Source organism: Vibrio sp. STUT-A16 (genome assembly GCF_026000495.1).
Classification (GTDB): Bacteria; Pseudomonadota; Gammaproteobacteria; order Enterobacterales; family Vibrionaceae; genus Vibrio; species Vibrio diabolicus.
The window spans coordinates 158,932-170,918 of record NZ_AP026766.1 but is presented as its reverse complement, the minus strand read 5'-3'; the positions used below and the strand labels follow the sequence as shown (position 1 = coordinate 170,918).

The following is an 11,987-nucleotide window of genomic DNA, read 5'->3' as shown; positions in this document are numbered from 1 at the left end:
CGGGCGTTTTTTGCTTCTATGTGTTCTGAATTGCGGATTACCTAAGGTCGGGAAGTTTCCACCACGCACTGCCAATAGAAAAAGAAAGGCTCTTTTTGAAAGAGCCTTTTTCATGAAATGTCGACAGATTTTTGGAAGTTTAATGCAGAACTTCACTGCTGAATCTTAAGTATTTGCAGTCGTTCATTAGCTCTTTAAATGCCTTTCTATCTAGCTTAATCAGAGTTTCATGATCGCCGGCTTCAAGATAGACATGTTCCAAGTTTGCTAATCTTTCATCACAAACGGTCGACATGTGGTAAGGACTACCAATCGGTGGAATCGCGCCGTGCTCACAATCAGTGAAGAGTCGGTAAACCATACGCTCTTTCACCAAGTGGAAAGTAGCGTTAAATTCATCGTTTAATCTCGACAAACTGATTTTGTTGTTGGCAGGTAAGACCGCCATCATATGATGCCCTTCATGATCCTCAAGAATGACGCCTTTTGCGATATTCATTAAAGGCACACCTGCGGCAACACCACTTTGTAGCGAGCTATGACTGTGACTGTGATTCACGGTTTGAAAGTGAATGTTATGCTCAGTCAAATATTCATCTAATCGGGTTGCAATCGTCATATAGCCTCCACGTGTATGAGACCCATAAAGAGTATAGGTGAGGCAAGCGACAATCGCGTATTTTACTCTGGTTTCGCTGACGCTCTTTCCGCTCCTGTTCTACGCTTATTGCAAGCCAGCGAGAAAGCGTGGTTAACAATAATAAACAGGGGGCAACATGAGCAAGCCAATCATCGCCGATAATAAGCCGATTAAAGTGAATCTAACCGAAGGGCAAGAATATTACTTTTGCCGATGTGGACGTTCTAAAAATCAACCTTATTGCGATGGGTCGCATTCGGGAACAGGCTTAAAGCCAATGAGCTTTACTGCGGAAAAAGACGAAGATGCCTATCTCTGCCAGTGCAAGCATACCTCTAATGCCCCATTTTGTGATGGAACACATAAGCGTTTTTCTAATGAGCAAGTCGGCAAAGAAGGCCCTGAGCAAAAGCGAGAGAAAAGTGACAAACCGACTGCGTCCGCTACTCAAGAAGAACCAACCCTAGAGTTTATCCACCAATTAGCGAGAGAAGGGCTCTCTAAACTCGGTCATCATGGTCCGATGGCTGCAATGGGGGTTCCTAGGCATTTGCTACCACATTGGGATGCTATACAAATCATGGTGGCGCAAATGGCGACACAACCGTTGTTAGAAGACGTTCCCGTGTCTACCGAGTTGATTGTGGGGCCAAACGCGCGTAAGCCGCTCAAGCTTGCTATTCCTTTGTTGGTGTCGGATATGAGTTTTGGCGCACTCTCGGAAGAGGCGAAAGTTGCGCTAGCAAAAGGTGCTGAGTTGGCAGGGACTGGGATTTGCTCCGGTGAAGGGGGGATGCTACCTGAAGAACAAGCTGCAAATTCGCGGTATTTCTATGAGCTTGCCAGTGCTCAGTTTGGCTACGATGAATCTAAGCTTCTTAATGTTCAGGCTTTTCATTTTAAAGGTGGGCAGGGCGCCAAAACAGGCACGGGTGGTCATCTTCCTGCAAATAAAAATGTGGGTAAGATCTCTCAGGTGAGAGGTATCCCCGAAGGGCAACCAGCAATCTCACCGCCAACATTTAAAGACCTTCATACTACTCACGATTTCAGAAAGTTTGCTGACAGAGTCCGTGGCATCACTGGCGGCATTCCAATTGGCTTTAAACTCAGTGCAAACCATATTGAGCAAGACATACAATTTGCGCTCGATGCGGGTGCCGATTACATCATCTTAGATGGTCGCGGTGGTGGCACGGGCGCGGCGCCAACTATATTCCGTGATCATATTAGCGTGCCAACTATTCCTGCGTTAGCTCGTGCGCGTAAGTACTTAGATGAAAAAGGCGCAAGTGACCGTGTCACATTAATCATCACTGGTGGGTTGCGAGTTCCTATGGATTTTGTCAAAGCGTTGGCACTTGGGGCAGACGGAGTGGCGATAGCAAACAGTGCGATGCAATCGATCGGTTGCGTCGCGGCCCGGATTTGTAACACCAATAATTGCCCTGCGGGGATCGCAACGCAAAATGCCGATTTGAGGCAGCGTCTCGATATCGAAAAATCATCTCAGCAACTGAAAAATTTCTTCGAATCCTCGGTCGAGCTCATGCAAGTTATGGCAAGGGCATGTGGTCACCACGCTCTGAATGAATTTAGTCGCCATGATTTAGCGACTTGGGATCACAACATGGCAAGACTGTCTGGGATCAAGTATTCAGGTATGGACTTAAACTGATCTCTATCCATATTTTCTGCATATAGGTACATGTTTGATAACAATTATTTATTAGCCGAGATATGGAAATTTTGACTTGGCGTTAACTAAAAATTCAGTGTATGAACTACGCTGTTTGAGGTGGATATTCGATTTGTTGAATAACAAAGAGTGGTTACCACAACCACGATACGAAGGAGCATTATATGAGCAACACAAACGGCGGTTCGGTAGGTAAATGTCCAGTTATGCATGGTGGGCAAACATCTACAGATAAGTCGGTGATGGATTGGTGGCCGAATGCCTTAAACTTAGACATCCTGCATCAACACGACTCCAAAACCAACCCATTTGGCCAGGACTTTAATTACAAAGAAGAACTGAAAAAGCTAGATGTCGAAGCACTTAAAAAAGACTTAAAAGAGTTAATGACTGATAGCCAAGACTGGTGGCCTGCCGACTGGGGACATTACGGCGGTTTAATGATCCGAATGGCATGGCACGCAGCGGGTAGTTATCGTATCGCGGATGGACGTGGCGGCGCTGCGACAGGCAACCAGCGTTTTGCTCCTCTCAACTCTTGGCCAGATAACGCAAACCTCGACAAGGCTCGCCGCCTTTTATGGCCCATCAAGAAAAAATATGGCAACAAATTAAGTTGGGCCGATCTGATTGTCCTTGCCGGTAACATGGCGTATGAATCCATGGGCTTTAAGACCTTTGGTTTTGGCTTTGGGCGAGAAGACATTTGGCATCCCGAAAAAGACACTTACTGGGGGTCTGAGCAAGAATGGTTAGCCACAAGTGATGCTGATAACAGCCGCTACTCTGGTGAGCGAGATTTAGAAAACCCGCTTGCTGCGGTAATGATGGGTCTTATCTATGTGAACCCTGAGGGGGTGGACGGTAACCCAGATCCCCTCAAAACAGCACATGACATGCGTGTGACCTTTGCGCGAATGGCAATGAACGATGAAGAAACTGTCGCGCTCACAGCGGGTGGTCACACGGTCGGTAAGTGTCATGGTAATGGTGATGCCGCAAACCTTGGTCCAGAGCCCGAAGCCGCAGACGTTCATGAACAAGGTCTTGGTTGGATTAACCACAAAACACGTGGCATTGGCCGTGACACGGTAACGAGCGGCATTGAAGGTGCTTGGACGACACACCCTACACAATGGGACTACGGATACTTCCACCTACTATTTAAGTACGATTGGGAACTGAAGAAGAGCCCAGCAGGTGCATGGCAGTGGGAGCCAATCGACATTGAAGAAGAAGACAAGCCTGTCGATGTTGAAGACGGCTCTAAGCGCTACAATCCAATCATGACTGACGCCGATATGGCGCTCAAAATGGACCCTAAATATCGCAAGATTGCAGAAAAGTTCCAAAATGACCCAGCGTACTTTGATGACGTTTTTGCTCGTGCCTGGTTTAAGTTGACACACCGCGATCTAGGACCAAAATCATGTTATTTCGGACCTGATGTGCCAAGCGAAGATCTTATTTGGCAAGACCCAACGCCTGCAGGTAAGACAGACTACGATGTCGATTTAGTGAAAACAAAAATCGAAGCAAGTGGCCTATCCATTAGCGAGCTAGTAAGCACGGCTTGGGATAGTGCGCGTACTTACCGTGGCTCTGACCGCCGAGGTGGCGCAAATGGTGCGAGAATTCGTTTGGCTCCGCAAAAAGATTGGCAAGGAAACGAGCCAGAGCGTCTAAGTCGTGTTCTTGCTGTGCTAGAAAAAATAGCAGCAGAAGAGGGCTGTAGTGTTGCGGACGCTATCGTGCTTGCTGGTAACGTAGGTATTGAACTGGCTGCGCGTGCCGCAGGTCATGATGTTTCCGTACCATTCGCGCCAGGCCGAGGTGATGCCACCCAAGAGATGACGGATGTTGAATCATTCGAAGTTCTTGAGCCTGTTGCTGACGGTTTCCGAAATTGGTTGAAGAAAGACTACGCGGTTAAGCCGGAAGAGTTGTTGCTCGACCGAGCGCAGCTTATGGGTTTGACAGCACCAGAAATGACGGTACTTATCGGTGGTATGCGCGTTTTAGGCAGTAACTACGGTGGTGGAAAAGAGGGCGTATTTACTGACCGAGTCGGCACTTTGTCGAATGATTTCTTCGTGAACCTTACTGACATGGCATATACGTGGAAACCAGTGAGTGCTAATCAATATGAAATCCGTGATCGTAAAACCGACGCTGTGAAGTGGACGGCAACCCGTGTGGATCTTGTCTTTGGCTCAAACTCGATTCTACGTTCGTACGCGGAAGTGTATGCGCAAGATGATAATCAGGAAAAATTCATCCACGACTTCATCGCTGCATGGACGAAAGTCATGAACGCCGACCGTTTTGACTTGTAGTAAGTGAAACGATGCAAATCGGTAGATGCGTAAACAAAGTTGATGAATAAGTAAGAGAGGCGGGCGCAAAGCTCGCCTTTTTCTTTACCTGTCTTTTTACTTTGATTGAAAGTTGAGCTCATTTGAACCATAATAACTAGACCATATGAACCATATGAACCATAGGAGCCTGATATGGCAACTGCAGCATTAAAAAGCTTTAAGCCGAAACAATCTCATAAAGCCAATTTCTGGCTTATGTTAGGTATTGAAGATGCTGAAACGGGTCGTATTGATGCGGTTCACAAAGGCTTTGAGCCCAAGGTATACCGGAACATTGTTGATCGAGTAAAGCTTTCTCAAAGTGAATTCCAACATGTGACACTGATTCCTGTTAGTACAATTAAGCGTCGTCTTAAAAATGATGAGCGTTTTAATACTCAAGAGAGTGATGCAATCTATCGATTAGCGATGTTATTGAAACTCGCAACAGAGTTGTTTGACAACGAAGAACGCGCGCTTGAATGGATGAAAGAGAATGTTTACGGCTTAGGTGGAAAAAGGCCGCTAGACATGGTCTCGACCACGGTGGATTTTGAAATCGTGAAAGATTTGATCGGCCGTTTAGAGCACGGGGTGTTCTCGTAATATGAAGCTCTATCGTCTCACACAAAAGAAATTTGCTGACACGCCATTTAGCCCCGTTGGCGCAAAGTTATTTGGAGGGCGATGGAACTCAAAAGGAACCGAAGCCCTCTACTTCTCTGAATCGGAATCCCTTTGCTCGTTGGAAGTGTTTGTTCACGTAAACAACGATCCAGCTATCACCAAACTGTACGATTTATATCGTATTGAAATGCCTGAGTATCTCATCGCCACCTTAGATGAAGAAGATCTCCCAGTGACGTGGCGAGCAATACCGGCGAGCGAGTCTACGCAATACATTGGTGATCAGTTTCTCAATGATCCTCATCCTGAGTTTGCCGCGCTGCAAGTGCCTTCAACGATTTCACCTCGCGATAAAAACTACGTGGTGAACCCAAATCATCCCAAAATGAAAGAGATCATCAAGAAAGCTGAAAAGCTTGATTTCGCGTTTGACCCGCGCATTTTCAAATAGAGGCGTTGGTTTTGTCTTGCTCTAAAATATTCAGCGCTTACCTGAGATAAGCGCTGAAGCATAAATGCTTATTTTCTTGGTTATTGTAAGTCGTAAGTGAACTGTTGAGTTTCATTCGTACTGCTGTGGTAATGCCCAAGCACTAACTCAGCACCTTTGTAAGATAAATGGCTGTCATCGGTATACATGGCGTTGTTCGCACCAACTTTCATGCGACATACGCTATTTCTGCAAATGGCATCGGTCAAGTCGACAAACTCTACGTGCTCAAATTGCTCAAAGTAGTTCACTAACTTCGCCACGTTTTGAGGGTGATGTCGCTTGGGAGAAAAATCGCATGCGGACTCTTCTGTCTCGCCGAACAAACGCGCTTTCCAAAGGCATTCTCCTACCGCAAATGGTGCAGAAGGCGTTGGGCCGAAAACGACCACTTCTTTCCCTTCCAGTTCATTCAACAATCCAGTTAATGATACCTCATAATCGGCTTGTGAAAGTTCTTTATTGAAGTTGGAAGAGATAACGACGCGACGAATAGAAGGGGTACGCAAAATGGTATCGACTGCCTGTTTGAAGAACTGTCGGCAAGAAATTGAGCCAGCAGCTTCGAGGATGTCGACATAACCGACCGCACAGGAATCTTGAGTAAGTTGCACCACGCCAGTTGGTGTTACTTCGGACAGACGCTTCACGTAAACCATGCTGTGACTATTGCCTAACACAGCAATGGTGGGCTGCGGCGCAGACGAGCACACATCGTTAACGTCGGTGTTGCCGTTGCAATCTAAACCGTAACCGTTGTTAACGCGCATGGCCTCGAAAAATGCACTTCTTTCTGGAAAACCACCGTTTTGATGACCAATAACGCCGAACGTCAGCAAGGGTAGCGTCAACAACACAACAACCGCAGACACAGTGCGCATGCTCATGGCTTTTCGGCTGCGGAACGGCTTTTCCACAAAGCGCCAAGTGAAGTAAGACAGTACAAAAAGAGCGGCAATGTAAAGCGAGATATTGACGTCTTGAGTTGCGCCCAGCATGTAGCGGTAAAACACAAATAGCGGAATATGCCACAAGTACAAGCTGTAGCTGATTAAGCCGACGAACACGACCCATTTGAGGCTCAGCATTTTACCACAGACATTGTCTTTAGAGGCAAACAAAATCACTAACGCGCTACCGATGACCGGTACCAGCAAAGTGATACCCGCGCCATCTTGCGATTTTTCAAACAAAAGTGCAGAGGCCAATATCAAAACGATGCCAATGGTTGCCAGCGTATCGTTGGATTGAACTTGGGCTTTTCTCATTACTAATGCGAGTAATGAACCGGTTGCCAGCTCCCAAGCACGAGAGAAGATCATGTAGAAGGCGAAATCAGGATCGTTGCTCGCATAAACAATAGTCATCAAACTCAGCGCAAATACCGCGATGAAAAAAGTCAGGTAAAACGCGTTTTTGCCACGAGCGAGTAGCATGAGTAGCAAAGGAATGACAATGTAGTATTGTTCTTCAACGCCCAAGCTCCAGGTGTGAAATAGCGGATTGGCTTGATCTTCTAAACCGAAGTAATTGTGACCTTTTAAATACAGAAGAATGTTGGATGAAGAAAGTATAGAAGACACTGCGAACTGACCAACGTCTTTGTGTGCTTGTGGCAAAAACAGCCACCAAGACATCAAATAGCTGACGGCAATCACCACCAGTAGCAGGGGAAGTATGCGGCGAATGCGTCGCTCATAAAAATCACCGAGGCTGAACTTCTGGTTTTCCAAATCGTTAATCACGATGGTGGTGATCAAATAGCCGCTGATAACAAAAAATACGTCGACGCCAATAAAGCCACCAGCGAATTGCTCAACTCCTGCATGAAACAAAATCACCAACGTGACAGCAATCGCCCTTAATCCGTCCACTTCCGCTCTGTAAGTCATATCGTGTCCCTCCAACATTCCGTTTAACGAAGTAGAGCAAAATATGAACCAGAAATAATATTGCTTTAAATCAGCACCTTAAATTGAGTGTCAAAATGAAAAGGCTGGGGGAAATAACGAATTCCCAAATTGAATTTCAATATGGAAATCCCAGAAAGAGTGATGTTAAGAAGCGCTAAATCAAAGAACGTAAAGCGCGAGGCTCTTAGACTTCATTGAAAATGATAACGCTAAAGAAACAATGACAGAGAATACGATTCAGGAAAAAATTGCCAGCTTTACTTGTATCGAAGAAGCGTTGGATTACTTCGAAATCGAGTTTGATAACCGATTTATCGAAAACAACCGAACCGAGTTGGTTAAGAGATTTAATGGCTACTTAATCCTCACTAAACCGGATGATTGGTTTTCAGGCCGCCGCGCACTGAAAAATGCCTACTGTAAAGTACAACGCAGTTTACTAAGTAAAACGACGCGCTCTGCGTGCCGAGGTTGCACATCTTGTCAAAGACGTTAATTCTTGGTGGCTTAGCCTAAAAAAGAACCCTGCATCTTGGCGTCACAGGGGGAAGAGCAAGGTTCTTTTGGGTTAGCTATTGGTTTGTCGCGAGTTGCGAATCGGCTTTACGTAGATGAGTTAACACGCGTGATAAGCAGGGTAGTCCACTAAGCCTTTTTCACCGCCGCCGAACAATGTGGCAGGGTCATGTTCTGCCAGTGGATAGCCATGCTTGATGCGGCTTGGTAAGTCTGGGTTTGCAACAAACGGACGACCAAAACCGATCATGTCGGCTAAACCACTCTCAATCGCGTGTTGCGCCTTTTCTGCGTTGTAACGACCGGCATAGATCAGTGTGCCTTTATACGCCTCACGAACTGCGGTTTTAAAGTCGTGCGGAGTGTCTGGCGCGTCGTCCCAATCCACTTCTGCAATGTGAATGTAAACCACATTGAGTTTATCAAGCAGCGCAGCAGCAGCGGTGTAGGTGTCGACTGGTGTGCTATCAACGGTGCCGTTTAACGAAGTGAATGGTGCAAGACGAACACCAACACGCTCTGCGCCAATGGCTTGCGTCATTGCTTCGACCACTTCACCAAGAAAACGCAGACGGTTTTCAATTGAGCCGCCGTATTCATCGGTGCGGTTGTTCGCTTCAGAATCGATAAACTGGTTAACCAAGTAGCCATTTGCTGCATGAAGTTCGACACCATCAAACCCAGCTTTTATCGCGTTTAATGCGGCTTGGCGGTATTCTTCAATAACATTCTTGATGTCTTGTTTGGTCATTTCACGTGGCTCAACCACGTCGACAAAGCCAGGTTCGTCTGTGCCATTGTCGATAAATACTTTCACGTTTTCTGCTTTGAGCGCAGAAGAAGAAATAGGTTGCTCGCCGCCGATGTTGTCAGGATGAGTAACACGACCAACGTGCCATAATTGCGCGAAGATAACGCCGCCTTTCTCGTGCACTGCATCAGTTACTTTTTTCCAGCCAGCAATTTGCTCTGGGCTATAAATACCCGGAGTCCACGCATAGCCTTGACCCATTGGTGAAATTTGCGTGCCTTCAGCAACGATTAATCCCGCTTCGGCGCGTTGAGCGTAGTAGGTGGCCATCATGTCGTTGGCAACATTACCCGGTTGAGAGGCTCGAGAGCGCGTCATCGGAGGCATAACGATGCGGTTTTTTAATGAGAGAGAGCCAAGTTGAATCGGTTGAAATAATGCGTCTATCATAGGAAACCTCGTTATTGTTTAGTTTGAATCAGTTCGATTTGGTAGCCGTCGGGATCTTTAATGAACGCGATGTGCGTTTCTCCACCTTTCATTGGACCGGGTTCGCGAGTGACGTTGCCACCAAGCGCTTTGATTTTTTCGCAAGCTGCGTAAATGTCTTCACACCCAAGCGCTATGTGCCCGAATGCGTTACCTAAGTCGTAACTGCCGGTATCCCAGTTGTAAGTTAGCTCGATGGTCGCGCCATCTGGTTGATCAGGGCTACCAACAAACACCAGTGAGTAACGGTATTCTTGGTTTTCAAAACGATCCAAAACGCTCATTCCCAAAACGTTTGTATAAAATTCGATAGATTTGTCTAGGTCAACAACACGGATCATCGTGTGGAGAAACTTCATAAGTCGCCTTTCATAACATTGCGTAATCACGGTGCAAACCTTATCGCCACTCTAAATTAACTGGAAATTATCGTTAATTATGAAAATGATTATTTAACGTTATGGGTAATGAGGTTGTTGGCCCTACAACATGCAAACAAAGATTACTCGCCGTTTCTTTTTAATAATTGGCATATGCTAATTACTCTTTTTACAAGCCGAGTACTTAACATGTCCGCAAACAGTCACTTTCATTCCACACACGAATCTCATTATCAATGTGCGGTTTGTTCTTCAATCGATGCAAATCCTAACTCTTTGGCTGTGAACTACCAGTGCCTAGCCGATGGTTCTGTGGTCGGAGAGTTTCACGTTTTACCGCGTCATCAAGGTTACACCGACCTGTTGCATGGTGGCATTGCGAGTTCGCTGCTCGATGGTGCAATGACGCACTGTTTGTTATTTAGAGACATTCAAGCCCTTACCGCGCAGTTGGATGTGCGCTACCATGCACCTATTGAGCTAGATGAGCGCGTCACGATTACTGCACACTGTGAAGGTGAACGCCGCGGTATATATCAACTGGTGGCTCAATTACTGGTCAATAATGAAGTTAGAGTGACGGCAAAAGGGAAGTTTATTCGTCCTAAAGAGGCGTAAATAAAAACTCGTTCTACGGAGAGATAATGAAGAAATTTGATGAGCTGTACGCAATTGCGACGAGAAAATCTCAATATGACCAAACCAACACTTGGTTTAAAGGCGTAGAGACTTATCTGGAGGCCATTGGCAAAGAAGTCGATGAAGTCCGTGAAGAGATTCGTGAGGATCGCCTTTGTCATTTGGAAGACGAGTTAGGCGATGTGTTGTGGAACTATCTTAATGTATTAAAAGCGTTGGAAAGAGAAAAGGGCATAGATCCTGAGAAAGTACTCGAAAGAGCCTGCACTAAATACGAGCAGCGTGTATCTGCGATTGAATCGGGACGCAGTTGGGATGAGGTTAAACAGCAGCAGAAACAAGCCTTGAACGCGGAACATGAAGCCGCGCAGTTAGAGACCATGAAGAGCCAATAACTGCGCGTGATATTATTTAAGATGCGGCGGAATGGGGAAGCCTGATCAATCCTTCGTGCTATTGACCAACAGCAGGTCACAAGGCGGTTGATCAAGTAACGTGTCTACAGTGCTGCCAGACCAAAATTGGGATGACATGCTTCGCTTACACGCGCCCATAATCAGAATTGCCGCTTGTGATTGCTTAACTGCTTTTGGTAACGCCGTTTCAGGGTTTCCTTCTGGCAGCAGCAGTGGTACTCGTGTTAACTTTTGCGCAGTAATAAAGTCCGTAATGCCTGCTTTTTGGTTGCTCAAAATCTCTGCACGATAGCGAGACAGATAAGGCGCAACGTAGCGGCAGTAAACTAATGTCATTTTTCCGCTCAAGGATTTTTCTAGCTTTGAGCCTCGCGATACGATGGCTTTATCTACGACTGATTTTGCATCTCCGCGATGAAGCGGATCTATCGCGCAAAGCATGTTGGCGTGAGAAGGCCATGAACGCTCACTTAATAGCAATAAATCACAATCGTTTTTTGCTAGCTCGGTGAGTAAGGTTTGAATGTCGTGCTTGTTAAAATGCCCCACGAGCAGTAAATCTGTGTCGTCGACAAGCCGTTTCGCGACTTGAGCAATCCAATGACTCCCTTTGAAATGCTCGTAAGAGAGTGTTGGCGTTTCAACTTCCTCTTCTTCACAAAGTTCGATAACGAAGTCTTTAAATTTTGATGTCCAAGCTTCAAACTCAGCTTGTCTCTTTTCTATATGGTCAGAGTTGAAACTAAGGAAATGCGCGAACGCGTGATCTTCACTCCGGCGGTGGTCTTCCACCAATACCACGATGGGTTGAGCCAGCGCTGTCGCAAACTGAATCACTTTACGAAGCACCTTACGACTTGGTAAGGCGGCTTGCTGAGTCAGAAAAAATACTGGTGCCATTGATTACTCCATTATCAAACGAGGCAAATGCGCCTAATGCACACTAAAAGTTTATACCATCCCCTTATGCAAAGACGTTCTGTTTCTGCGAGCAAAATATAAATTCCGCAATTGTGCACGCCACTGCCTAGAATTTTAACATCAGGATCTCATGCCTTTAGGTAATAGAC

General features: G+C 46.1%; 12 protein-coding genes. 7 read left to right on the top strand and 5 right to left on the bottom strand.

All coding sequences use genetic code 11. The annotated features are described in order from the left end of the window. Positions 1-139: 139 nt before the first annotated feature. A complete protein-coding gene (locus tag OO778_RS17445; RefSeq protein ID WP_006742302.1) occupies positions 140-619 on the bottom strand; it encodes a YbaK/EbsC family protein in 480 nt (159 codons plus the stop codon). Between the two features lie 157 nt (positions 620-776). Between OO778_RS17445 and OO778_RS17440 the strand changes: the two genes are divergently transcribed. The 4 genes from OO778_RS17440 to OO778_RS17425 all read left to right on the top strand — a co-directional run bounded on the left by OO778_RS17440 (position 777) and on the right by OO778_RS17425 (position 5,774). Continuing rightward, on the top strand, positions 777-2,318 hold the full coding sequence (locus OO778_RS17440) for a glutamate synthase-related protein (RefSeq protein WP_264912278.1): 1,542 nt from the start codon (positions 777-779) through the stop codon (positions 2,316-2,318). Between the two features lie 185 nt (positions 2,319-2,503). Continuing rightward, positions 2,504-4,675 (top strand): catalase/peroxidase HPI, encoded by a 2,172-nt coding sequence (gene katG, locus OO778_RS17435; RefSeq protein ID WP_258623402.1) that lies wholly within the window; start codon positions 2,504-2,506, stop codon positions 4,673-4,675. A gap of 174 nt (positions 4,676-4,849) precedes the next feature. After that, complete coding sequence (locus OO778_RS17430) at positions 4,850-5,302, top strand: antitoxin Xre/MbcA/ParS toxin-binding domain-containing protein (RefSeq protein ID WP_258623401.1); 453 nt, start codon at positions 4,850-4,852, stop codon at positions 5,300-5,302. A 1-nt stretch (position 5,303) separates the two neighbouring features. Further along, the gene (locus tag OO778_RS17425) at positions 5,304-5,774 is read left to right on the top strand and encodes an RES family NAD+ phosphorylase (RefSeq protein WP_005376497.1); all 471 of its coding nucleotides are present in this window, start codon (positions 5,304-5,306) and stop codon (positions 5,772-5,774) included. 80 nt (positions 5,775-5,854) lie between these two features. Here OO778_RS17425 and OO778_RS17420 read toward each other — a convergent pair whose 3' ends face one another. Then, complete coding sequence (locus tag OO778_RS17420) at positions 5,855-7,705, bottom strand: acyltransferase family protein (protein WP_264912277.1); 1,851 nt, start codon at positions 7,703-7,705, stop codon at positions 5,855-5,857. A 241-nt stretch (positions 7,706-7,946) separates the two neighbouring features. Here OO778_RS17420 and OO778_RS17415 point away from each other — a divergent pair, with 241 nt between their 5' ends. After that, on the top strand, positions 7,947-8,222 hold the full coding sequence (locus OO778_RS17415; RefSeq protein ID WP_140090937.1) for a nitrogenase-stabilizing/protective protein NifW: 276 nt from the start codon (positions 7,947-7,949) through the stop codon (positions 8,220-8,222). 120 nt (positions 8,223-8,342) lie between these two features. Here the strand turns inward: OO778_RS17415 and OO778_RS17410 are convergent, their stop codons facing one another. Beyond that, positions 8,343-9,443 (bottom strand): alkene reductase, encoded by a 1,101-nt coding sequence (locus OO778_RS17410; RefSeq protein WP_264912276.1) that lies wholly within the window; start codon positions 9,441-9,443, stop codon positions 8,343-8,345. An 11-nt stretch (positions 9,444-9,454) separates the two neighbouring features. Continuing rightward, positions 9,455-9,841, bottom strand: a complete 387-nt coding sequence (gene gloA / locus OO778_RS17405; protein WP_264912275.1) for a lactoylglutathione lyase — start codon at positions 9,839-9,841, stop codon at positions 9,455-9,457. Between the two features lie 210 nt (positions 9,842-10,051). Here gloA and OO778_RS17400 point away from each other — a divergent pair, with 210 nt between their 5' ends. Beyond that, positions 10,052-10,480: a PaaI family thioesterase gene (locus tag OO778_RS17400; RefSeq protein ID WP_203342540.1), complete on the top strand. Its 429-nt coding sequence runs from the start codon at positions 10,052-10,054 to the stop codon at positions 10,478-10,480. A 26-nt stretch (positions 10,481-10,506) separates the two neighbouring features. Next, a complete protein-coding gene (locus OO778_RS17395) occupies positions 10,507-10,896 on the top strand; it encodes a MazG nucleotide pyrophosphohydrolase domain-containing protein (RefSeq protein ID WP_005395204.1) in 390 nt (129 codons plus the stop codon). A gap of 45 nt (positions 10,897-10,941) precedes the next feature. On the opposite strand, the gene OO778_RS17390 is transcribed toward OO778_RS17395, so the two are convergent. Then, a complete protein-coding gene (locus tag OO778_RS17390; RefSeq protein ID WP_264912274.1) occupies positions 10,942-11,817 on the bottom strand; it encodes a universal stress protein in 876 nt (291 codons plus the stop codon). Between the last annotated feature and the right edge of the window lie 170 nt (positions 11,818-11,987).

What these genes read in the sequence shown, in the direction of transcription:
- OO778_RS17445 (WP_006742302.1), bottom strand. Translation starts at nt 619, where the DNA reads ATGACGATTGCAACCCGATTAGATGAATATTTGACTGAGCATAACATT.
- OO778_RS17440 (WP_264912278.1), top strand. Translation starts at nt 777, where the DNA reads ATGAGCAAGCCAATCATCGCCGATAATAAGCCGATTAAAGTGAATCTA.
- katG (WP_258623402.1), top strand. Translation starts at nt 2,504, where the DNA reads ATGAGCAACACAAACGGCGGTTCGGTAGGTAAATGTCCAGTTATGCAT.
- OO778_RS17430 (WP_258623401.1), top strand. Translation starts at nt 4,850, where the DNA reads ATGGCAACTGCAGCATTAAAAAGCTTTAAGCCGAAACAATCTCATAAA.
- OO778_RS17425 (WP_005376497.1), top strand. Translation starts at nt 5,304, where the DNA reads ATGAAGCTCTATCGTCTCACACAAAAGAAATTTGCTGACACGCCATTT.
- OO778_RS17420 (WP_264912277.1), bottom strand. Translation starts at nt 7,705, where the DNA reads ATGACTTACAGAGCGGAAGTGGACGGATTAAGGGCGATTGCTGTCACG.
- OO778_RS17415 (WP_140090937.1), top strand. Translation starts at nt 7,947, where the DNA reads ATGACAGAGAATACGATTCAGGAAAAAATTGCCAGCTTTACTTGTATC.
- OO778_RS17410 (WP_264912276.1), bottom strand. Translation starts at nt 9,443, where the DNA reads ATGATAGACGCATTATTTCAACCGATTCAACTTGGCTCTCTCTCATTA.
- gloA (WP_264912275.1), bottom strand. Translation starts at nt 9,841, where the DNA reads ATGAAGTTTCTCCACACGATGATCCGTGTTGTTGACCTAGACAAATCT.
- OO778_RS17400 (WP_203342540.1), top strand. Translation starts at nt 10,052, where the DNA reads ATGTCCGCAAACAGTCACTTTCATTCCACACACGAATCTCATTATCAA.
- OO778_RS17395 (WP_005395204.1), top strand. Translation starts at nt 10,507, where the DNA reads ATGAAGAAATTTGATGAGCTGTACGCAATTGCGACGAGAAAATCTCAA.
- OO778_RS17390 (WP_264912274.1), bottom strand. Translation starts at nt 11,817, where the DNA reads ATGGCACCAGTATTTTTTCTGACTCAGCAAGCCGCCTTACCAAGTCGT.